Below are 20,146 nucleotides of genomic sequence, written 5' to 3' on the forward strand. Positions count from 1 at the left end.
AGCGGCGCTTGCGTCCACGCCCGCCCCGGGTTGATAGCAGGCCATGACCTCCTCGACCCTCGTTTCGCTGCTGCCCCAGCTGGCGTCCGGCGCCGCCCACACCCACGCCCTCGGCTTCGCCTACGACGGTCTCGAGGGCGACCGGGTGCGCATCCGCGTGCCCTGGCGCGAGGATCTGGTCGGCGATCCGGACACGGGGGTGCTGGCCGGCGGCCTGGTCACCGCCCTTCTGGACCACGTCGGCGGGCTGGCGGTGTGGATCGCGCTGGACCAGTTCGAGCCGATCGCCACCCTCGACCTGCGCGTCGACTACATGCGCGCCGCCGAACCGGGCCGCGATCTGATCGCCGAGGCGCGCTGCTACCGTCTGACCCACTCCATCGCCTTCGTCCGGGCCTGGGCGTTCGAGGACGGACCGGACGATCCCGTCGCCGCGGCCCAGGCGGCCTATATGCTCAGCTCCAGCGACGGGCGGGAGCCTGCGAAATGAGCGCCCTGCTGGACCGCTTGCCCTATGCCCGCTTCCTCGACCTGAGATCGGATCAGGACGGCGACCTCCTGACCGTGACCATGCCGTTCGCGGACCGGCTGATCGGCAATCCGATGCTGCCGGCGCTGCACGGCGGGGCCACGGCCGCTGTGCTGGAGCTGACCGCCGTGGCCCAGGTGGCTCTGTCGTATCCGCGCCTGCGCCTGCCCCGGCCGATCAATGTCACCGTCGCCTATCTGCGCACCGGCCGCCCGGTGGATGTCCACGCCCGCGCCCGCATCAGCAAGGCCGGGCGGCGCGTGGCGCATGTCTTGGCCGAGGCCTGGCAGGAAGACGAAAGCCAGCCGATCGCCTCCCTCACCGCCCACTTCCTCGTGTCGGCTTACGACCTGTAGTTGTAGTTCGTTGTAACGCTGGATTGTCTCCTCTACGTGATGGTTAATCACGGGAGGAAGATCATGACGAGACAGAGCATTGGCGAAGCCCTGGCGGCCCGCCTCTACGCCGCCGAAACCGCAATCGACCGGGCGATGGCCGAAACCGCCGCCCTCACCGCCGCCCTGCCCGGCGCGCGGGCCGACGCCTACCTGTCGGCGGTCACCGGCCAGCGGGCCTTCAGCGGCGCGGCGGCCACGATCGGCGCCCTGGCCGAGGCGCGCGGCCATCTGGTCCAGACCCACAACACCCTGACCGCCCTCGCCCGCAAGCTGGGGCTGGACGCGCTCGCCTCGGGCCCGATCGACAAGCCGGGTGACACGCCGCCCGTGGGCGGCGGGCTGTGTCCGGAAGGTGACACAGTTCACGGTATGGTGAACAAATCCCTACCGACAGCGAGTGAGTTATGTTAAGGCCTCGTTTACTGTTTAGTTTGGAGGCTTCTAATGGACAAGGCCCAAGTGATCGCCAGCGTCGCCGGTGATTTGAACGCGACGGAGCAGTCCGTTGACGCGGCCATCGCCCGCGCCACGACGCTGGTGCAGTCGATGATCGGCTCGCGCTCGGCCCTCAACCTCTCGCCGGTGGCGGGCGCAGAGGCCCAGGCCAAGGCTCTCGAGGCCATCGCCGCCCTGGGCGCCGCGCGCCAGGCCGTGGTCGCCTGCCACGAGGAGCTGGCCAAGGATCACCGTCGTCTCGGCTTCGGGACGTACGCTGGAGATGGCCTCAACAAGCCCAAGGAAACCACGACCATCGTCGGCGAGCACCGTCTGCGCGCGGTTTAATTCTCGGTAATGTCCGCCAGCGGTCATTCCCGCTGGCGCTGACTTCAGGCACTATCGCCCCCATGCTGAATGCGTGGGGGCGATTCTGTGTTCGAGACCATCTACTCCCAGCTCGTCGCGGCCGCCGCTGTTCTCGTCGTCCTCTTCGGATTCTGGAAGGGCGATGAACCGGAGCGCTTGGGCTGCGGGGCCTATGCGCTGGTCTTCCTTGGGGCGTTGATGGTTCCGGAGAGCTACGACCTGGGCGTCGCCCAGTGGAGCGTCATGGCGATGGACGGTGTCCTGCTCGCCGTTTTTCTCGGTCTCTTCTTCCACAGCCGTCGGGCCTGGCTGGTCTGGGCGTCAGCTTTCCAGGCCCTGATCGTGACCGTTCATATCCTCGTCGCCGCTAACCTGCGGCCGCACTACGGCGCCTTCGCCGCTGCCTACAATATGTCGAACTACGCCGTCCTGATCGCGATGGCCGTTGGCACGTTTTGGGCATGGCAGGAGCGGCGAGCCGCCACTATGGGACGTGAAGGCCGCTAGATCGCCATCCCGCCCATGCGGCTCTGACCGGCCGCGGAGAAAGCCAGGTGTTCGACACTCTCTATTCCCAGATCGGAACGGCCGTCGCCGTGGTGGTGGTCGCCTTCGCCTTCCTCAAGGGCGACGAGCCCGAGCGGGTGGGCGCCGGCGTCTATGCGCTGGGGCTGCTGTCCTCGCTGCTGGTCCAGGACGACAGCCAGCTCTACGGCCCGCAGTGGGGCCTGTTCGCCGTCGATTTGATCCTGCTCGCCGTCTACGTCGCCCTGGCGTGGAAGAGCCGCCGGTCCTGGCCGGTCTGGGCCAGCGGGCTGCAGTCGCTGGCCGTCATGAGCCATGTGCTGACGATGGTCGATCCGCGCCCGCCGAGCGCGGCCTTTTACGCCCTCGTCAACCTGGCCAGCTACGGCATCCTGCTGGCCCTCGCCCTGGGGGTCCACCGCGCCTGGCGGGACGCCCGAGCGGTCGCCCTTGAGGATGGTCCGGGCGTGGATTAGGTGGATATTCCTACGCGCTTGCGATAATCTGTCGACGAATCGGCCGTTTCGGCCGCCGCGCACCGCAAGCCCATGCCCCTGTCTCACGGCCAGCTCTGGAAGGCGATCGACGGGCTGGCCCGGCGGGAGGGGATCAGCGCCTCGGCGCTGGCCCGGCGCGCCGGACTGGACGCCACCAGCTTCAATCCGTCGAAGCGGTTCGGCCCCGGCGATCCGCCAAGACCGCGCTGGCCATCGACGGAGAGCCTGACCCGGATTCTGCACGCCACCGGCCTGTCGCTCGGCGAGTTCGCGGCCCTGGCGCATGACGCCCCGGAGCGGGCGGCGACGGTGCCGATGCTGGGCATGGCCCAGGCCGGGCAGGACGGTTTCTTCGACGACGCCGGCCTGCCGGTCGGCGACGGTTGGGAGCAGACGGAACTGCCGCGACCGAAGGACACCCTGCTGAGTCTGCGCATCACCGGCGATTCCATGGTCCCGCTGTACCGCGAGGGCGACCGGGTCATCGTCGATCGCGAGGCCTCGGACGTGCGCAAGGGCGACCGGGTGGTGGTGCGCACCGCCGGGGGCGAGACGCTGGCCAAGGAAGTGGCCGGGCTGACCGCGCGCGCCGTGACCCTCGCCTCGGTCAATCCGGCCTACGAACCTCGAATCGTGGCCCGAAAGGACATCGTCTGGATGGGCCGCATTCTCTGGGTCAGCCAGTAACGAAAAAGGCCGCCCCTTGCGGAGCGGCCTCGTCGTCACGCGATCGAACGCGTCTAGTTGGTGGTCACATAGTGGGCGTTGACCCAGCCCCCGCCGGCGATCTGGACCCATTCGCCCTGCGAGCCGACGGCCGAGAAGGGCTGGCCGGCCGAAAGGCTGCCGACCTGACGATAGCTGGTCCCGGGGCCCGAGCGGATGCGCAGGTTGGCCGTGGCGCGATAGTCGCCGCCCCGGGCGTCCTGACGGGCCCGCTGCTGGTTACAGCCGATATAGGAGCCGGCGGCGGCCCCCGCACCCGCGCCGACCACGGCGCCGAGGGTGCGTTCATTGTCGGAAATCTGGCTGCCGGCCACGCCGCCGATCAGGGCGCCGATGATGGCGCCGGTGCGCTGGCGGCCGCCGGGGGCGTCGCAGTTGGTGATGCCGTTGGCCTGTTGGGCCATGGCGGCGGTGGGCAGGGCCGCGGGGGCCAGCGACGCCAGCATGGCGGCCGAGGCCAGAGCGACGGTGATCTTGTTCTTCGACATGGCTCATCTCCTGTCATCGAGTTGGTCGATGCAGGGAACAATGCGCCGGCCGAGGTGAAGGCTCCCCGTGGCGGCGCGTTATGTTCGGTTCATGTACGTTACCGCACGAACGCCGGTCGTCGGCGGATCAGGCCTTCGCCAGTTCGCCGTTGGCGCCGTTCTCGATCAGCTGGATCGTCTGCGGCAGGCCGTAGATCGCCGCGAACGAGCCGAACCGCGGGCCCTGCGACGCACCCAGCAGCACCTCGTACAGGGCCCCGAACCAGGCCCGCAGCGGCTCGAAGGCGTGGTCCTTGCCGACGGCGTAGACCTCGGCCTGGATCAACTCGCCGTCGGTCGTGTCGGCCGGCAGGGCCTTCAGCCGGGCGGCCAGGTCGAGCAGCGCCGCCTTCTCCTTGTCGTCCGGCAGGCGGTAGGCCTTCGTCGGCTTCACGAAGTCCTCGTAGTAGTTCAGCGCCCGGTCCATCAGCCGGTCCAGCAGCGGCTCGTTTTCCGGTGTCGCATCCGGGAGGTAGCGGGCGAAATAGGCCCACAGCTGCGACTTCGACGAGGCGTTGGCCACGCCGACGAGATTGAGCAGCAGGGCGAACGACACCGGCGAGGTGTGATCGGGCGGCGAGCCGGCGTGGATCGACCAGACGGCGTTGTCGATCCGCTTGGCCGGTTCCTGCGTCTTGTAGGCCTCGATGAAGGCCAGATAGTCGTCGATCGCGCGTGGAATGACGTTGAAGTGCAGCGACTTGGCCGACTTCGGCGACTGGAACATGTACCAGCTCAGGCTCTCGGGCGTGCCGTAGCGCAGCCATTCGTCCATGGTCAGGCCGTTGCCCTTGGACTTGGAGATCTTCTTCCCTTCGACGTCGAGGAAGAGCTCGTAGTTGAAACCCTCGGGCGGGACGCCGCCCAGGGCGCGGCAGACCTTGGAGCTCTCGCGCACGCTCTCGATCAGGTCCTTGCCTGACATCTCGTAGTCGACGTCCAGCGCGGTCCAGCGCATCGCCCAGTCGGGCTTCCACTGCAGCTTCACATGGCCGCCGGTGACCGGAACCTCGGTGCGGCCGCCCGCGGGGTCGTCGAAGGTGATCGTGCCCTTGGCGACGTTCCGCTCCAGCGTCGGGACCTGGAGCACGTGTCCGGTGACCGGGCTGACCGGCAGGAAGGGCGAATAGGTGGCGCGCCGCTCCTCGCCCAGCGTCGGCAGCATGATCGCCTGCACCGCGTCGAACCGCTCCAGCAGGGTCAGCAGGGTCGCGTCGAACCGGCCGGACTTGTACTGCTCGGTCGAGGACAGGAATTCGTAGTCGAAGCCGAAGCCGTCGAGGAAGGCGCGCAGGCGGGCGTTGTTGTGGGCGCCGAAGCTGCCGTGCGTCCCGAACGGGTCGCGCACCACCGTCAGCGGCTTGTGCAGGTCCTCGGCAAGCATCCCGGGGTTGGGGATGCCCTCCGGCACCTTGCGCAGGCCGTCCATGTCGTCGCTGAAGGCGATCAGCCGCGTCGGCCAGTGGTCGCCGGTCAGGGCGCGGAAGGCGTTGCGCACCATCGTCGTGCGCGCCACCTCGCCGAAGGTGCCCATGTGCGGCAGGCCGGACGGGCCGTAACCGGTCTCGAAAACGACGGGGCGTTGCAGGGCCTCGAACGTCGCCAGCGCCTCGTCCGCCTTGCCCGCGTCGATGAGCAATTTGGCGGCGTTCCGATCGGCGTCCGACAGCCGCTTCTTCAGCACATGGGCGAGAAGGTTGCGGGCCTGTTCGAACGGCCAGGATCTGGCGTCGCGCGCGAGGGTTTCGAGGTTGTGGAGCATGCGAGGGGCTTTGCCGCGTCCCGGCCGCCCGGTCAACGCGGAGGCATGCTTGCGTCAGCCCGCCCGGCGCCCCAGTTTCCAGCCATGACGATGTTCATTCGCACGACCGCGTTCGGCTTCCCGCTGGCCTGAGGCCCGCCGCCGAACCCTGTTTCCGCCCCGCGACGCCGGGGCGATCCTTCCTGCGAAAGACAAACATGACTTCCAACGCTTCCCCGCGCGCCCTGACGCGCGTCCAGATCGACCGGTTCATCGAAGACGGCTTCGTCCGGATCGACGACGCCTTCCCCGCCGCCCTCGCCGATCAGGTCCGCGAGCGCCTGTGGCGCGACATCCCGGCCGACCCGGTCGATCCCGACACCTGGAGCCAGCCCGTCGTGCGGCTGGGGATGTACGCCGAACCGCCCTTCGCCGCGGCGGCCAATACGCCCGTGCTGCATGCGGCCTTCGACCAGCTGGCCGGCGTGGGCCAGTGGCGGCCCTGCAAGGCCATGGGGACGTTTCCCGTCCGCTTCCCCGCGCCCGACGACCCCGGGGACGGGGGCTGGCACATCGATGTCAGCTTCGGCGACGATCCGGACTACATGAACTGGCGGGCCAACGTCCGGTCGAAGGGGCGCTGTCTGCTGATGCTGTTCCTGTTCTCGGACGTGGGCGAGGACGACGCCCCGACCCGGATCCGCGTCGGCTCGCACAGGGCGGTCGCGCGCCGCCTCGCGCCCGCTGGCGAGGATGGCGTCACCCTGGGCGAGCTGGTCGCGGACGACTTCGGCGGCTCGGGCGGGTGCGAGCAGGCGTTGGCGACCGGCCCGGCGGGGACGGTGTATCTGTGCCATCCCTTCCTGGTCCACACAGCCCAGCCGCACCGGGGGACGAGGCCGCGCTTCATGGCCCAACCGCCGCTGCTGCCCGCGGACTGGCCGGACGGCGGGGTCGATCCGGACTCCGTCATCGCCCGGGCCGCCCGGGGCTGATCCGCCGGCCCCGGCGCGCCTCCCTTGACGCCGCGCCGGGGCCATGGCCTTTGCCCCGGCCCATGAAGACCGCCGATTTCGACTTCAACCTGCCCGACGACCACATCGCGCTGCGCCCCGCCGAGCCGAGGGATTCCGCACGCCTGCTGGTGGTGAAGGACGGCGGGCTGGAGGATCGGGTCGTGCGCGACCTGCCCGACTTCCTGCAGCCGGGCGACGCCCTGGTGTTCAACGACACGCGGGTGATCCCGGCACGGCTCTCGGGCGTGCGTGAGCGGACCGGTCCCGAGGGCGAGACCCTGACCGTCGAGGTCGAGGCCACCCTGCACCACCGCGACGCGCCCGACGTCTGGTCCGCCTTCATGAAGCCGGGCAAGCGGATCAAGGCCGGGGACCGCATCCGGTTCGGGGCCGAGCGCGACGGGGCCTGCCTGCTGGGCCGGCTGGACGCCACCGTGGTGGACAAGGGCGAGGACGGACTGGTGACGCTGCGGTTCGACGTGACGGGGCCGTTCCTGGACGAGGCGATCCGCGACGTCGGCGTCATGCCCCTGCCGCCCTATATCGCGGCCAAGCGGGCCGAGGACGACCGCGACCGGTCGGACTACCAGACCATGTTCGCCCACTGGGACGGTTCGGTCGCCGCGCCGACGGCGGGGCTTCATTTCACCCCTGCCCTGTTCGAAGCGATCCAGGCGAAGGGCGTCTCGACCCACGCAGTGACCCTGCACGTGGGGGCCGGCACCTTCCTGCCGGTCAAGGCGGACGACACCGCCGACCACAGGATGCATTCCGAATGGGGCGAGGTGTCCGCCGAGACCGCCGCCGCCCTGAACGCCGTCCGCGCCGCCGGCGGCCGCATCGTCTGCGTCGGCACCACCTCCCTGCGCCTGCTCGAGAGCGCCACGGGTGAAGACGGCGTGGTGCGGCCGTTCCACGGCGACACGGCTATCTTCATCACCCCCGGCTACCGTTTCCGCGCTGCCGACCTGCTGATGACCAATTTCCACCTGCCGAAGTCGACCCTGTTCATGCTGGTCTCGGCCTTCGCCGGGCTGGAGACGATGAAGGCGGCCTACGCCCACGCGGTGGCGGACGGATACCGGTTCTATTCCTACGGGGACGGGTCGCTGCTATTCCGCGCGGCCCCATGACTTTTCCCTTCGACATCTCCGCCACCGACGGCCGCGCCCGCACCGGTGTGCTGAAGACGCCGCGCGGCGACATCCGCACACCGGCCTTCATGCCGGTCGGCACCGCCGCGACGGTCAAGGCCCTGACGGTGGACCAGGTGGCGCAGACCGGGGCCGATATCCTGTTGGGCAACACCTATCACCTGATGCTGCGGCCCGGGCCGGAGCGGATGGAGCGGCTGGGCGGGCTTCACCGGTTCATGCGCTGGGAGAAGCCGATCCTGACCGACTCGGGCGGCTTCCAGGTCATGTCGCTGTCCGGCATCTCCAAGCTGACCGAGGAGGCGGTGACCTTCTCCAGCCATATCGACGGCTCCAAGCACGTGCTGACGCCGGAACGGTCGATCGAGATCCAGGCCGACCGGTTGGGCTCGGACATCGTCATGCAGCTGGACGAATGCGTCGCCTGGCCGGCCGAGGAGTCCCGCGCCCGCTCCGGCATGGAGCTGTCGGCGCGCTGGGCGCGGCGATCGAAGGACGCCTTCGGCACACGCGAGACCCAGGCCCTGTTCGGCATCCAGCAGGGCTCGACCTTCGAAAACCTGCGCCGCGAGTCCTCGGACCGGCTGCGCGAGATCGGCTTCGACGGCTACGCCATCGGCGGGCTGGCGGTCGGCGAGGGCCACGAGGCCATGTGCGAGGTGCTCGACTATGCGCCCGAGATGCTGCCCGCCGACCGGCCGCGCTATCTGATGGGGGTCGGCAAGCCGGTCGACCTGGTGGAGGCGGTGTGGCGCGGGGTCGACATGTTCGACTGCGTCCTGCCCACCCGGGCCGGGCGGCACGGTCAGGCGTGGACGTGGACCGGGCCGATCAACCTGAGGAACGCCCGCTTCGCCGAGGATCAGGATCCGCTGGACCTCGACGTCCCCTGCCCGGCCTCGAACGAGTACTCAAAGGCCTATCTGCACCACCTGATAAGGGCCGACGAGATTCTCGGCAAGGTGCTGCTCAGCTGGCACAACATCGCCTTCTTCCAGGCCCTGACGGCGGCGATGCGCGCGGCGATCGCCCAAGGCCGGTTCGATGAGTTCCGGCGCGACTTTCATGCCCGGCAGGTCCCTAACGGCGGCTAGCGCCGCGCGGCCGGAACCACGCCGGCGCGGCGGGCGGGGCGCAGTTGCGGTTCATGCCGATCCCCTTCAGGAAGGCCCGACGCATCCGCCCGGCCTGAATCGCCGCCTGCACATGGCGACTGTGCTGCTCGGCGCCGGACAGGCGGCGGATCCAGCCGCGTCCGGGAATGAAGTCGGTGCTGGCGTCGCGGATGGCGTCCAGCGCCGCCTTCGACGCCGCGTCGCCGGCGCGCTCGCCCAGGGTCGAGCCGTCCGGCGCCGGCGGCTCGTCCATGTCGGGACCCAGCGCCTCATTGAGACGGGCGATTTCGGCCCCGATGGTCGAGCACTGGTTGAGGTTACGCAGATCGTAGGGATTGGCCTCGGCCTGCAGCAGGACCGTCGGGATGAACTGCCGGCGCAGGTTCAGGTCATCAAGCGGCGCGGTGGCCGCCGCACCGACGCCCGCGCCGAAATCGCCCACGGCGCCGCCGCAGCCGGAGAGCAGGACGGAGGCGGCGATAAGCGGGACAAGCGGACGCATGACGCCTTGAACCATGGCGGGCGCCGGACTGGAAGGGCGGCCTGAGCCTCAGCGGCGTTCCGCGGACCCCGTCTTGACCCGGTTGCGGTTGCCCGCGCGGGTTTTCGGTCCCTGCCCCCGCAGCTTCTCGGTGCGCTCCGGCCGGTTGGCGTTGGTGGCGCCCTGCTGCACGTCATCGGCCCCGATCGGGTCGCCCTCGTCCATGAAGTCGGCGACCTCGCCGGCGGCGGGCGGCGCCAGCGACGAATCGCTCACCTCGGGGGCCGCATAGCTGCGGGGCTCCGGACGCAGGGCCTCGCCCCCCGCCCGGGTCTGGTCGCCGGGGCCGACCGGATCGGTCACGGCGTTCTGGGCCGTGGCTTTCGAAGAATGGACGTTCTGGTGCGGCATGGCGGTCTCCCTGGCTGTCTCATGACAACTGGACCGCTTGCGGGCTTGTTCCGGAAAGGGAGGTGGTACGTCCTCTCGGGCTCGAACCGAGGACCCTCTGATTAAAAGTCAGATGCTCTAACCAACTGAGCTAAGGACGCACACCGAAAGGGCCCGCGCTTGCGGACCGCGACGCGCCTTCTGTTGCAAAGCGGGGCCGGGGTCAAGCGTCGCCTCGACGATCGAGGCGGTCGCCGCTAGGGAAAAGGCATGAAACCGCTGACCGGGCTGCGCATCATCGAGTTCGACGGCCTGGGGCCGGTGACCTTCGCGGGCATGGTGCTGGCCGACCTGGGGGCGGACGTGCTCAGGCTGACGCGCAGCGCCGCGGCCGGCGCGCCGGTGTTCACCGACGTCGGCGGCGAGGTGCTGCACCGGGGCCGGCCGGCGGTGGGAGTCGATCTGAAGGATCCCGTCGATCTGGCACGGGTGGGCGACCTGATCGCCACGGCCGACGCCCTGATCGAGGGGTTCCGACCCGGGGTCATGGAACGGCTCGGCCTGGGGCCGGACGCCTGCGCCGCGCGCAACCCGCGGCTGGTGTTTGGCCGCATCACCGGCTGGGGCCAGACCGGGCCGATGGCGCGGCAGGTCGGCCATGACCTGAACTACATCGCCCTGTCCGGCGCCCTGTCGATGATGGGCGAGCCGGACCGCCCGCCGCGCCCGCCGCTGAACGTGGTCGGCGATTACGGCGGCGGGGCCATGCTGCTGGTGACCGGCGTGCTGGCGGCCCTGCTGGAGGCGAAGACGACCGGCCGGGGGCGAACCGTCGACGCGGCCATGACCGACGGCTCCGCCCTGCTGACCAGCCTGTTCCACGCGCTGGGCGCGCGGGGGCTGTGGAATGAGGCGCGGGGGACCAACCTGCTGGACGGCGGCGCGCCCTTCTACCGCTGCTACGCCTGCCGCGACGGCCGGTTCGTGGCGGTCGGGGCGCTGGAGCCGCAGTTCTACGCCGCCCTGCTGGTTGGGCTGGACATTCCGGCGGCCGAGGCGCCGCAGTTCGACGTGGGCGCGTGGCCGGCCCTGCATGCCCGTCTCGCCACCGTCTTCGCCACGCGGGACCGCGACGACTGGGCGGCGCATTTCGAAGGCTCGGACGCCTGCGTCACGCCGGTGCTGACCCTGGTCGAGGCGCCGCGCCATCCGCACAACGCGGCGCGCGGGACCTTCATCGACCGGGACGTGGTCCAGCCGGCTCCGGCGCCGCGCTTCGACGGAGAGGCTCCGGCTTCCTCGCCGCAGTCCGCGCCGATTTCGCTCGACGAGGCGCTCGGGCGCTGGCGGTGAGGCCTCAGGCGACCGCGCTGTCGGGAGAGGCTCGCCGCTCGGCGGCGCAGGCCTCGGCCAGGGTGCGGGCCAGCATCACCGGATCGATCGGCTTGGTCAGGAAGGCGTGAACGCCCGCCGCGTCCCAGGCGGCGCGATGGACATCGAGTGCGTTGGCGGTGAGGGCGATCACCGGCGTGCCGCCGTTGACGGCGCCCTGACGGATGCGGCGCGTCGCCTCCAGCCCGTCCATGACCGGCATCTGCATGTCCATCAGGATCGCGTCGAACGGCTGGCTGGACGCCGCCTCCAGCGCCTCGGCGCCGTTCTCGACCAGGGTCAGGCGGCAGCCGTGCGGTTCGAGCAGCAGCGTCAGGATACGCCGGTTCACCTCGTGATCGTCGGCGGCGAGGATCGAGCGGCCCTGAAGCGAGCCGGCGATCTCCACCTGCCGCTCGGGTCGCGCGGCCGGGCCCTCGACCGCTTGCATCGGCAGCGACAGGGTGAAGGTCGAGCCCTCGCCCTCGACGCTGGCGACGGTCAGTGTCCCGCCCATGATCTCGGCCAGCTTGCGGCTGATCGACAGGCCCAGGCCGGTGCCGCCGTGGCGGCGGGTGGTGCCGACGTCGGCCTGTTCGAAGCTGTTGAACACCTGCGCCAGCCGGTTGGCCGGGATGCCGCAGCCGGTGTCGGACACGGCGACCGCCAGTCGCGCGCCGTCCCAGTCCACGGCGACGACGATCTGGCCGTCGCGGGTGAATTTCACGGCGTTGGACAGCAGGTTGAACAGGATCTGCTGGAAACGCAGGGGATCGGTCCGGACGGCCTCCGGGACATCCGGACCGATCCGCAGCGTCAGCCGGACTCCGCCGGCCAGGGCGCGGGGCTCCCACAGCCGGTTCAGCGTCGCCAGCCGCTCGCGCACGATCATCTCGGCGCTTTCCAGCTCCATCTTGCCGGCCTCGATCTTGGAGAAGTCCAGCACGTCGTTGAGCAAGCCCATCAGCACGTCGCCTGCGTCGATCAACATCGACACATGCTCGCGCTGGCGAGGGTCGAGACGGGTCCGCCGCAGCAGGTTGGCGGCCGAGATGACCGCGTTCATCGGCGTGCGAATCTCGTGGCTGACCACCGCCAGGAAGTCGGACTTGGCGGCGCTGGCGATCTCGGCCTTGTGGCGGGCGCGCTGTTCGGCGTCCCGGGCCGACTGCAGGGCGGTCGTCGTCATCGAGCTCTGGCGCACGGCGACGACGAGGTGGCTCATGTAGAGCACGCAGCCGATGGCGATCAGCAGTTCGTGCCAGCTGCCGGTGGCGACTGCGCCGAAGATGGGCAGGCCCAGGAAATAGGTGGCGTGGGAGGCGACAGCCGAGATCAGGATCGGCCGGGCGTGATGCATATGAAGGCTGACGTGCAGGAGGCCGCCGGCGCACTGGACCATGGCGAAGATTCGCCCGACCTCTCCGCCCTGGAACCAGAGGTAGGCGGTGATCCCGGCGTAGACGGCGACGCTGAGTATGGTGGTCGCACAAGACAGGGCCATATAGGCGCGGTCAGGGCTCCAGTCGGGATGGCGGCGGAAGCGACGGAAGACCAGCCAGTCCAGCGCCTGCGTCCCCAGAACGGCGGCGAACCAGACCAGGGGCCAGATCGTCGGCGTGACCACCCAGGCCGTAGCTCCGATGAAGGCCGCGAGCGCCAGGCGTGTCTTCAGTTCTCGGTTTCGCACCTGCGAAACCATGGCGTAGGGCGTCGCCGTCATTGAAGGTCCTCCAGTTCGCCACCTTCGCGCGAATTGGAAAAGGATTGGTTGCCGTGCGTGATGACCGGACGCACGATCTTGGCTATGGAACGGTCGATATCGCCGCGCGTTGAAAACGCCGATCCGGGGAGCTGCCAGATGAAACGCCTTTTCGCCCTTGCCGCCATCGCCAGCGCGGTCGCGCTGACCGCCTGCGACGACCCACGTCCGGCCGAGCCCGAGGTGCTGGACATGCCGATGGAGGAACCCGTCGCCCCCGCCGTCGAGGAGGTCCAGGCTCCCGTGGCGGCGCCGAGCGCCACCGACACGCCGCCGGACAACAGCGCCGCCCCGAGCGAAAAGCGCACCTCCGAAGAATCGGTCCGGCCGGACAGCGAGACCCTTTTCTACTGACGTGACCAGCAGGGCGGCGCCCCATTTGCGCCGCCGGCGGATGCGACCCCGCCCTCCGCCCGCCAACCGTAGGGCGCACGCCCGCCGACGAAGGTTCGAGTTTGACGCCGAGGCCCGCCCTGTTTCTTACCAGCGTGGCGGGGTTCGCGCTTCTGGCTTCCACGGCCGTCGCCGACCCGCGCGCCGTGGTGCGCGGGGAGATGGATGCCGGCCTGAGGGCCCAACTGGAGCGGGCCATCGGCGAGGTCGACGGCCCGCCCTCGAACCGGTTTGAGGCCCGGCGACGGGCGCGCGGCGCGCTCGAGGCGGCCGAGGCCCTGTTGAGATCCGAGGGCTACTACCAGCCGGTGCTGGAGGACGTGGTCGAGGGCGAGCAGACGCCCGTCGCCATCATCGAGGTGACGCCGGGGCCGCGCTTCGCCCTGACCGAGCCGATCGTCAACTGGGTCGAGCCGCCCCCCGCCCCGGCCCTGCAGGACGAGGTTCGCAGCGACATCGGCCTCAAGGCCGGCGATCCGGGCCGCGCTGTCGACGTCATCTCCGGAGAAGGGCGGCTGGTCTCCGGACTGGCGCGGCGCGGGCACGCCGACGCCCGGGCCGATCCCCGCCGGGTCGTGGTCGACCACGCCACCCTGACGGTCCATCCGACCTACAATATCGTCGCCGGTCCGCTGGTGCGTCTAGACGGCGTGCGGCTGGAAACGCGCGGGCCGACCAGGCCCGGCTGGGTCGCGGGTCTTGCGCCATGGTCGGAGGGCGAGATCTACGACCCCGACGATGTCGCCGAACTGGAGCGCCGGCTGCTGGAGACCGGGGTCTACGACGGCGTCGGCGTGGCCCTGGCGCCGCCGGATCAGAACAACGCCGACGGCAACCGCCCGGTCGTCGTGACCCTGACCGACCGGCCGCGGTGGATTCAGGAAGCGGGCATTACCGTCTCGACCTCCCGGGCGACGGTGACCGCCGGGCGGGCGACATCGGCGACGGGGGGATCGGCCATCGAGGGCTTGTGGACCTACCACAACCGCTTCGGGCGCGCCGACACCCTCGAGTTCCAGGCCCGGCTGGCCGACGTGGACAGCCGCCTGGGCGTGGACCTGAAACTGCCACACTGGCGGCGGCCCGGCCAGACGCTGACCATGGGCGCGGCCCTCGTCAACGAGGACACCGACGCCTATCGCCGTCTCGCCGCGGTCCTGTACGCCGATGCGCGCCAGCGGCTGGGCAAGTCGTCGTGGTACAGCTACGGCCTCGGCCTCGACGTGGGCCAGTATGACGAGAGCCGCTTCGATCCGGTCACCCAGCTGCCGCTCGACATCACTCGCAACCTGGCCCTGCTGACGCTGAGGGGCGGGGCGTACATGGATCGCTCGGACGATCCGCTCGATCCCCGGAGCGGCTACCGGCTGCTCGCCAACGTCCAGCCGACCGCCGTGACCGGCGACGATTCCCTGTTCTTCCTGCGGGCCGACGCCCAGGCGACCGCCTATCTGCCCCTGCAGGACGGCGGCAAGACGGTGCTGGCCGGACGGGTTCGGCTGGGCTCCATCGTGGGCGGCGAGGAACTGACCATCCCATCGGACCGGCTGTTCTACTCGGGCGGCGGCGGCTCGGTGCGCGGGTTCGAGTATCAGGGTGTGGGCCCCCGCCTGCCCGACGGTACGCCGCGCGGCGGGCTCTCGCTGTTCGAGACCTCTATCGAACTGCGCCGCGACATCGGGCGGAGCTTCGGCGCGGTCGCCTTCATCGACGCCGGCGCCGTCGGCTTCCAGGAGACGCCGGACTTCGACAACCTGCGCTACGCGGCGGGGGTGGGCGTGCGCTACAAGCTGCCGTTCGGGCCGATCCGGGCCGACATCGCCTTCCCGCTCGACAAGCGCGAGGGCGACGCCGACTTCCAGATCTATGTCAGCATCGGACAGGCGTTTTGACCGACGCCCCGCCCCCTTCGGAAGAGCCTGAAACGCCTGCGGTGAAGGCGCGGAAGAAGCGCACGCGGCTGCAGGCCCTCGCCTTCTTCGGCGGCATGGGCGTGGGGATTCTGGCGGTCCTGCTGCTGGTGACCGCCGTCGGCGGGCGGATGTACCTGCTGTCCGATTCCGGGCGCGCGCTGGTGACCAGCTTCGTGGCCGGCAAGAAGCTGGGGCGCTACGGCCGCATCAATGTCGAGGGCGTGCGGGGCGATCTGTTCGACGACTTCACCATCGACCGGGTGACGGTGACCGACGCCGACGGAGTCTGGCTGGAGGCCCGCAAGGTGCGGGTCGACTGGAACTGGTGGCCGCTGATCACCCGCCGGTTCCACGCCACCGACGTCGAGGCTGAGATCGTCCGCCTGATCCGGCGGCCGCTGGTGGAGCCATCGACCGAACCGCCCGGACCGCAGCCGCTGTCGATCGATATTGACCGGTTCGCCGCCGACGTCGAACTGCTGGAGGGCTTCAGCAAGGAATACGGCCGCTGGAAGCTGGCCGGCGAAGCCCTGGTTCCGCGCCAGGGCCTGAAGCAGGTGACGGTCAACGCCGACAGCAACAGCCGGCCCGGCGACTTCCTGCGCCTGACCGCGGGCATAAGCGACGACATCGCCGACGTCCGCCTGAACCTGCGGGCCCAGGAGGCGCGCGGCGGTCCGATCGCCGGAGCGCTCGGCTATTCCCCGGATGAACCGTTCCTGGCCACGGCGGTGGTCAACGGCGAGGTGGTCGACGCTGTCGTGCGGACCGGCGACTTCACGCCCCTGATCGTCAAGGGCCGGTATGGACCCGACCAGGCCCGGATATCCGGCTATGTCGATTTCTCGGGGTCGGACCTGCTCGATCCGTTCGTCCGCCGCGTCGGCCGCACGGCGCGGTTCGCCCTCGCCATGGTCCCCGACCGCGACGACGACGGCCTGCAGGGCGTCGGCTGGCGACTGATCTCGGACAATCTGAACTCCAGCGCCAGCGGTCTGGTCCGGGTCGGCGACCGCAGCGTCCCCCGGGGCGTGCGCATCAATGTCTCGACGCCCTCGCTGACCCGGCTGGTGGGGCGGCCGCTGGGAAACGCCGCGGCGTGGTCGGCGATGTTTCGCGGCGGCGCCGCCGACTGGAGCCTGGACGGCTCGATCGACGTGCTCAGCCCTGACCTGTCCAGCTATCGGGCGCAGCGGATCCGCGGTCCGGTCAACATCCGGGCCCGCGCCGGGCGCTACGACGTCGAGGGGGATCTGCGCGCAACGGGCGGATCGACCGCCGGCATCGTCGGCGGCCTGCTCGGCCCCGGCCCGCGCGTACAGTTTGAGGCGGCGCGGCTCGCCGACGGCTCCTTCCTGCTGGAAAGGCTGGAAGCCACCGGTCAGGCCCTGAAGGTCTCGGGAACCGGCGGGCGCAACCTGTTGGGCGGCCTCGGCTTCCGGGGCCGGGCCGAGGTCACTGACGCGTCCCGCCTGCGCAGCGGGGCCGACGGCGCCTTCGGCGGGACGATCGCCGCCTCGATGGCGCGGGCGGGCGCGCCGTGGCGGGTCACCTTCGACGGACGCGGGCGCGGTTTCGCCTTGGGCGTGGGCGAACTGGACCGGTTGCTGGGCCCCACGCCGCGCCTGCAGCTGGTCGGGGGGCTGAACGACGGACGGGTGCAGATCGAATCGGCCCGGCTGAGCGGCGCCCATGGCAACGCGGCCGCACGCGGATTCGTCGAGGGCGATGGCCGTATGCGGCTGGCGATGAACTGGAACGCCCGCGGCCCCTTTGGCGTGGGCCCGGTCGAGATCGACGGGGCCATGACCGGAAGCGGAACCGTCGGCGGCACCCTGGCGCGGCCGACCGCCGACCTGAAGGCCGCCTTTGACCGCGTCAGCGCCGGCGCGCTGATCCTCACCGACGCGACCATGGACCTCAGCTTCCGGCGCGGCGCGGACGCCTCGGACGGGCGGATCTCTGTCGTCGCCGGCTCCAACTACGGCCCGGCCCGGGGCAGCGGGAATTTCTATCTCGGCGGCGAGCGCATTCGCCTGACGGATGTCGACCTCGACGCCGGCGGGGTGACGGCGCGCGGTGCGATCGCCCTGTCCAACCGCTTCCCGTCGAGCGCCGACCTGACGTTTACTGCGCGTCCCGGAGCCTTCCTCGCCTCGGGCACGGCCGACGGCCGTATCCGGCTGACCGAAGGAGCCGGCGAGGAGACGGCCATACTCGACGTCACGGGCCGCAACGTCCGCCTGACCGGTTCGAGCTGGATCATCCGGACGCTCGATCTGAACGGGCGGGGCACCCTCGACCGGCTGCCCTTCACCCTGAAGACCGATATCGGCGGCCGGACCCCGGTCAGCTTCTACGGGACCGGTGTCTATTCACGCCAGCCGACCGCCCAGACCATCGTCCTGGAAGGCTCCGGCAGGGTGCGCGAGATCGCCTTCGCCACGCGCAATCCGGCCGTGGTGGCCCTGTCCGGCGACGGCCGCGTCGTCCGCGTCGACCTCGGCGTCGGCGGCGGCGTGCTGACCGGCGAGCTGCGCCAGGATTCCCGCGCCGCCATCATCGAGGCCAACCTGACCAGCGTGCAGCTGGGCTCGCTCGCACCGGACCTGCGCGGACGGGCGACGGGCCGGCTGTCGCTGCGGGGCTCGGGCGCCGACCTCTCGGGCTCGGCCAATGTGACGCTCGAGGATGTCCGCAGCATCGACGCGCCGACCGACCTGGCCATCGACGGCACACTGAACGCCGTCCTGCTCGACAACACCCTGCGGGTCCAGGCCCAGGTCGCCGACGAGGGCGCCGTGCGCGCCAACGCCGACATCACCCTGCCGGTCGAGGCTTCGGCCGCGCCGCTGCGGCTGGCCGTGGTCCGCACCCGGCCGATGTCCGGCGAGATCGACATCCAGGGCCAGGTGCAGCCGGTCTGGGACCTGTTCCTGGGCGGCGACCGTTCGCTGTCGGGCCAGATCAACGCCCACGCCACCCTGGCCGGCTCGATCGCCGCGCCGCGCGTCAACGGTCGGATGGACCTGCGCGAGGGCGGCTTCCGCGACAACGCCACCGGCCTGCAGTTGCGCGACGTGACGCTGGCCAGCCGATTCGACGACACAACGGCCCTGATCGAGACCTTCTCGGCCACGGATGGGTCCGGCGGAACGGTGACCGGCGACGGTCGCATAGGCCTGCGCCAAGGGTCGGGATCCACCGTCGAACTGGCGCTGACCCGGTTCCGTATCATCGACAATGACATCGCCGAGGCGCGCGCCTCCGGACCGCTCAGCGTCGTCCGGGCCGAAGACGGCAAGATTCAGCTGACCGGCCGGATCGACATCGACGACGCCCGCATCCAGGCCAATCCGCCCGGCTCGACCGGCATCGTCCACATGGACGTGGTCGAGATCAACAAACCCGGCGGCGACATCCCCGAGGAGGAGCAGAACCGCCCGCGTGGCCTGCAGATCGGCGTCGACATCGCCATCCGCTCACCCGGCGGCGACGTGCGGGTGGTCGGGCGCGGCCTGAACGTGGAGATGAGCGTCAACGCCCGCGTGACCGGCACGATCAACCAGCCGATCCTGAGCGGCACTGCCCGCGTGGTGCGCGGCGATTACGAGTTCGCCGGCAAGCGGTTCGTGTTCGACGAGCGGGGCACCGTCACCCTGTCGACCCGGCCGGACCAGATCCGGTTGAACCTGACAGCCACGCGGGAGGACCCGGCCCTGACCGCCACCATCCGGGCCACCGGAACGGCGGCGCGGCCCGAGATCACCCTGACCTCGTCCCCCGCCCTGCCCCAGGACGAAATCCTGTCACAGGTGCTGTTCGGGCGCTCGGCGTCCCAGCTGTCGGCCTTCGAGGCGGCGCAGCTGGCCGCCAGCGTCGGCGCCCTGGCCGGAGGCGGCGGCTTCGACGTGATCGGCAATCTGCGCGAACTGGCCGGGCTGGACCGTCTCTCGTTCGGGGGCGAGGCCTCCAGCCTGACCGTGGCCGGCGGTCGCTATCTGACCGACGACATCTATCTGGAGATTATCGGCGGCGGCGAGAACGGCGCCGCGGTCAATGTCGAATGGCAGGTGCGCCGCAACCTGACCGTCAGTTCGAAATTCGGCGGACAGGGCGACGCCAGCCTGTCGATCCGCTGGCGCCGCCAGTCCCGCCAGCCGGGCACCGGTCGCGAGGACCGGCGCCCGAACCGCAGGGCTCAGTAGGCCTCGGCTTCGCGGAACTTCTTCAGTGCGTTGGCGCCGCGGATGCCCGCGACATGAAGGATCGCGGCGACAAGCATCGTCACGAGGGTGAAGACTGTCAGCCACATCGGCTGCCCTCCGCCGAACGCCGGCGCCACCAGGGCGAGGATAGCCCCGCCGAGCGCCCAGACGACCAGCACCAGGAACAGGACCGGAAGCACGCCGTTCGGCTTGCGCCACTGGACCGCCGCCAGGATGAGCTGGAGCACCACGAACGCGCCGGTGAGATAGAGCCCCATCTGGGCCTGCTGCGCGAGTTGGGCGGGATCCGGGGTCTGACCGGTCAGGTCCCCAATGACTCGCGCCGCGGCTTCGCTTGCCGCCGGCGTCGAGGCATACCACCCCCCCACCGCCTGGTTGATCGCGCCGATGACCATGCCGATGGCGCTGACCTTGGCGGCGGCCAAGGCGGCGTCCTCTGTCGTCAGCGGTGCGGTTGGGTTCATCGCCCCCATAATGTCGGTCATGCCGGTTCCTCCCTGTTTGGCCGGGCCACCCTATAAGGCGCGAGCGGCGGTGCAACGCACATTCCGCCGCCGCCTTCACCTTTGCAGTCG

The 20,146-nt window shown here is 70.4% G+C and carries 20 protein-coding genes and 1 tRNA gene; 14 read left to right on the top strand and 7 right to left on the bottom strand.

Annotated features, from left to right (window positions below; all coding sequences use genetic code 11):
• The first annotated feature begins 43 nt into the window (after positions 1–43).
• The 7 genes from ACSQ1L_RS04300 to ACSQ1L_RS04330 all read left to right on the top strand — a co-directional run bounded on the left by ACSQ1L_RS04300 (position 44) and on the right by ACSQ1L_RS04330 (position 3,440).
• Positions 44–490, top strand: a complete 447-nt coding sequence (locus ACSQ1L_RS04300; protein ID WP_435992274.1) for a PaaI family thioesterase — start codon at positions 44–46, stop codon at positions 488–490.
• A complete protein-coding gene (locus tag ACSQ1L_RS04305; RefSeq protein ID WP_435992276.1) occupies positions 487–885 on the top strand; it encodes a PaaI family thioesterase in 399 nt (132 codons plus the stop codon). The genes ACSQ1L_RS04300 and ACSQ1L_RS04305 overlap by 4 nt, the downstream gene beginning before the upstream one ends.
• Positions 886–948: 63 nt before the next feature.
• Positions 949–1,338: a hypothetical protein gene (locus ACSQ1L_RS04310; protein ID WP_435992277.1), complete on the top strand. Its 390-nt coding sequence runs from the start codon at positions 949–951 to the stop codon at positions 1,336–1,338.
• 33 nt (positions 1,339–1,371) lie between these two features.
• Complete coding sequence (locus ACSQ1L_RS04315; RefSeq protein WP_435992279.1) at positions 1,372–1,710, top strand: hypothetical protein; 339 nt, start codon at positions 1,372–1,374, stop codon at positions 1,708–1,710.
• Between the two features lie 87 nt (positions 1,711–1,797).
• The gene (locus ACSQ1L_RS04320; protein WP_435992281.1) at positions 1,798–2,238 is read left to right on the top strand and encodes a hypothetical protein; all 441 of its coding nucleotides are present in this window, start codon (positions 1,798–1,800) and stop codon (positions 2,236–2,238) included.
• Between the two features lie 47 nt (positions 2,239–2,285).
• The gene (locus ACSQ1L_RS04325) at positions 2,286–2,732 is read left to right on the top strand and encodes a hypothetical protein (protein ID WP_435992283.1); all 447 of its coding nucleotides are present in this window, start codon (positions 2,286–2,288) and stop codon (positions 2,730–2,732) included.
• Positions 2,733–2,804: 72 nt separating this feature from the next.
• Complete coding sequence (locus tag ACSQ1L_RS04330; protein ID WP_435992285.1) at positions 2,805–3,440, top strand: S24 family peptidase; 636 nt, start codon at positions 2,805–2,807, stop codon at positions 3,438–3,440.
• Between the two features lie 53 nt (positions 3,441–3,493).
• On the opposite strand, the gene ACSQ1L_RS04335 is transcribed toward ACSQ1L_RS04330, so the two are convergent.
• Both ACSQ1L_RS04335 and ACSQ1L_RS04340 read right to left on the bottom strand, forming a co-directional pair.
• Positions 3,494–3,967 (bottom strand): SH3 domain-containing protein, encoded by a 474-nt coding sequence (locus ACSQ1L_RS04335; protein WP_435992287.1) that lies wholly within the window; start codon positions 3,965–3,967, stop codon positions 3,494–3,496.
• 127 nt (positions 3,968–4,094) lie between these two features.
• A complete protein-coding gene (locus tag ACSQ1L_RS04340) occupies positions 4,095–5,768 on the bottom strand; it encodes a lysine--tRNA ligase (protein WP_435992289.1) in 1,674 nt (557 codons plus the stop codon).
• Positions 5,769–5,965: 197 nt separating this feature from the next.
• Here ACSQ1L_RS04340 and ACSQ1L_RS04345 point away from each other — a divergent pair, with 197 nt between their 5' ends.
• From ACSQ1L_RS04345 to tgt, 3 genes are all read left to right on the top strand, one after another.
• Complete coding sequence (locus tag ACSQ1L_RS04345) at positions 5,966–6,742, top strand: phytanoyl-CoA dioxygenase family protein (protein ID WP_435992291.1); 777 nt, start codon at positions 5,966–5,968, stop codon at positions 6,740–6,742.
• A gap of 62 nt (positions 6,743–6,804) precedes the next feature.
• A complete protein-coding gene (queA, locus tag ACSQ1L_RS04350; RefSeq protein ID WP_435992293.1) occupies positions 6,805–7,896 on the top strand; it encodes a tRNA preQ1(34) S-adenosylmethionine ribosyltransferase-isomerase QueA in 1,092 nt (363 codons plus the stop codon).
• Positions 7,893–9,011, top strand: coding sequence for a tRNA guanosine(34) transglycosylase Tgt (gene tgt, locus ACSQ1L_RS04355; RefSeq protein ID WP_435992295.1), 1,119 nt, complete (start codon positions 7,893–7,895; stop codon positions 9,009–9,011). Before queA ends, tgt begins: the two co-directional genes overlap by 4 nt.
• Here tgt and ACSQ1L_RS04360 read toward each other — a convergent pair.
• From ACSQ1L_RS04360 to ACSQ1L_RS04370, 3 genes are all read right to left on the bottom strand, one after another.
• Positions 8,998–9,534: a hypothetical protein gene (locus ACSQ1L_RS04360; RefSeq protein ID WP_435992297.1), complete on the bottom strand. Its 537-nt coding sequence runs from the start codon at positions 9,532–9,534 to the stop codon at positions 8,998–9,000. The two genes, tgt and ACSQ1L_RS04360, sit on opposite strands and share 14 nt — an antisense overlap.
• Before the next feature lie 48 nt (positions 9,535–9,582).
• Complete coding sequence (locus ACSQ1L_RS04365; protein WP_435992299.1) at positions 9,583–9,924, bottom strand: hypothetical protein; 342 nt, start codon at positions 9,922–9,924, stop codon at positions 9,583–9,585.
• Between the two features lie 63 nt (positions 9,925–9,987).
• Positions 9,988–10,064: transfer RNA gene (locus tag ACSQ1L_RS04370), tRNA-Lys, on the bottom strand.
• A gap of 109 nt (positions 10,065–10,173) precedes the next feature.
• Between ACSQ1L_RS04370 and ACSQ1L_RS04375 the strand changes: the two genes are divergently transcribed.
• Positions 10,174–11,256 (top strand): CaiB/BaiF CoA transferase family protein, encoded by a 1,083-nt coding sequence (locus tag ACSQ1L_RS04375; RefSeq protein WP_435992301.1) that lies wholly within the window; start codon positions 10,174–10,176, stop codon positions 11,254–11,256.
• Positions 11,257–11,260: 4 nt separating this feature from the next.
• On the opposite strand, the gene ACSQ1L_RS04380 is transcribed toward ACSQ1L_RS04375, so the two are convergent.
• Positions 11,261–12,997, bottom strand: a complete 1,737-nt coding sequence (locus tag ACSQ1L_RS04380; RefSeq protein WP_435992303.1) for an ATP-binding protein — start codon at positions 12,995–12,997, stop codon at positions 11,261–11,263.
• Positions 12,998–13,135: 138 nt separating this feature from the next.
• Here ACSQ1L_RS04380 and ACSQ1L_RS04385 point away from each other — a divergent pair, with 138 nt between their 5' ends.
• From ACSQ1L_RS04385 to ACSQ1L_RS04395, 3 genes are all read left to right on the top strand, one after another.
• Positions 13,136–13,390: a hypothetical protein gene (locus tag ACSQ1L_RS04385; protein ID WP_435992305.1), complete on the top strand. Its 255-nt coding sequence runs from the start codon at positions 13,136–13,138 to the stop codon at positions 13,388–13,390.
• 101 nt (positions 13,391–13,491) lie between these two features.
• A complete protein-coding gene (locus ACSQ1L_RS04390; protein ID WP_435992307.1) occupies positions 13,492–15,321 on the top strand; it encodes an autotransporter assembly complex protein TamA in 1,830 nt (609 codons plus the stop codon).
• Entirely contained in the window at positions 15,318–19,550 is a 4,233-nt protein-coding gene (locus ACSQ1L_RS04395) for a translocation/assembly module TamB domain-containing protein (protein WP_435992309.1), read from the top strand. The genes ACSQ1L_RS04390 and ACSQ1L_RS04395 overlap by 4 nt, the downstream gene beginning before the upstream one ends.
• Here ACSQ1L_RS04395 and ACSQ1L_RS04400 read toward each other — a convergent pair.
• Positions 19,544–20,056, bottom strand: coding sequence for a hypothetical protein (locus tag ACSQ1L_RS04400; RefSeq protein WP_435992311.1), 513 nt, complete (start codon positions 20,054–20,056; stop codon positions 19,544–19,546). The two genes, ACSQ1L_RS04395 and ACSQ1L_RS04400, sit on opposite strands and share 7 nt — an antisense overlap.
• Between the last annotated feature and the right edge of the window lie 90 nt (positions 20,057–20,146).

The organism is Brevundimonas sp. LjRoot202 (genome assembly GCF_964253355.1).
In the GTDB taxonomy this organism is placed as follows: domain Bacteria; phylum Pseudomonadota; class Alphaproteobacteria; order Caulobacterales; family Caulobacteraceae; genus Brevundimonas.

Bases quoted from the DNA above. Each gene is read 5' to 3' on its own strand.
- ACSQ1L_RS04300 (WP_435992274.1), top strand. From the start codon at position 44: ATGACCTCCTCGACCCTCGTTTCGCTGCTGCCCCAGCTGGCGTCCGGC.
- ACSQ1L_RS04305 (WP_435992276.1), top strand. From the start codon at position 487: ATGAGCGCCCTGCTGGACCGCTTGCCCTATGCCCGCTTCCTCGACCTG.
- ACSQ1L_RS04310 (WP_435992277.1), top strand. From the start codon at position 949: ATGACGAGACAGAGCATTGGCGAAGCCCTGGCGGCCCGCCTCTACGCC.
- ACSQ1L_RS04315 (WP_435992279.1), top strand. From the start codon at position 1,372: ATGGACAAGGCCCAAGTGATCGCCAGCGTCGCCGGTGATTTGAACGCG.
- ACSQ1L_RS04330 (WP_435992285.1), top strand. From the start codon at position 2,805: ATGCCCCTGTCTCACGGCCAGCTCTGGAAGGCGATCGACGGGCTGGCC.
- ACSQ1L_RS04335 (WP_435992287.1), bottom strand. From the start codon at position 3,967: ATGTCGAAGAACAAGATCACCGTCGCTCTGGCCTCGGCCGCCATGCTG.
- ACSQ1L_RS04340 (WP_435992289.1), bottom strand. From the start codon at position 5,768: ATGCTCCACAACCTCGAAACCCTCGCGCGCGACGCCAGATCCTGGCCG.
- ACSQ1L_RS04345 (WP_435992291.1), top strand. From the start codon at position 5,966: ATGACTTCCAACGCTTCCCCGCGCGCCCTGACGCGCGTCCAGATCGAC.
- queA (WP_435992293.1), top strand. From the start codon at position 6,805: ATGAAGACCGCCGATTTCGACTTCAACCTGCCCGACGACCACATCGCG.
- tgt (WP_435992295.1), top strand. From the start codon at position 7,893: ATGACTTTTCCCTTCGACATCTCCGCCACCGACGGCCGCGCCCGCACC.
- ACSQ1L_RS04360 (WP_435992297.1), bottom strand. From the start codon at position 9,534: ATGCGTCCGCTTGTCCCGCTTATCGCCGCCTCCGTCCTGCTCTCCGGC.
- ACSQ1L_RS04365 (WP_435992299.1), bottom strand. From the start codon at position 9,924: ATGCCGCACCAGAACGTCCATTCTTCGAAAGCCACGGCCCAGAACGCC.
- ACSQ1L_RS04375 (WP_435992301.1), top strand. From the start codon at position 10,174: ATGAAACCGCTGACCGGGCTGCGCATCATCGAGTTCGACGGCCTGGGG.
- ACSQ1L_RS04380 (WP_435992303.1), bottom strand. From the start codon at position 12,997: ATGACGGCGACGCCCTACGCCATGGTTTCGCAGGTGCGAAACCGAGAA.
- ACSQ1L_RS04385 (WP_435992305.1), top strand. From the start codon at position 13,136: ATGAAACGCCTTTTCGCCCTTGCCGCCATCGCCAGCGCGGTCGCGCTG.
- ACSQ1L_RS04400 (WP_435992311.1), bottom strand. From the start codon at position 20,056: ATGACCGACATTATGGGGGCGATGAACCCAACCGCACCGCTGACGACA.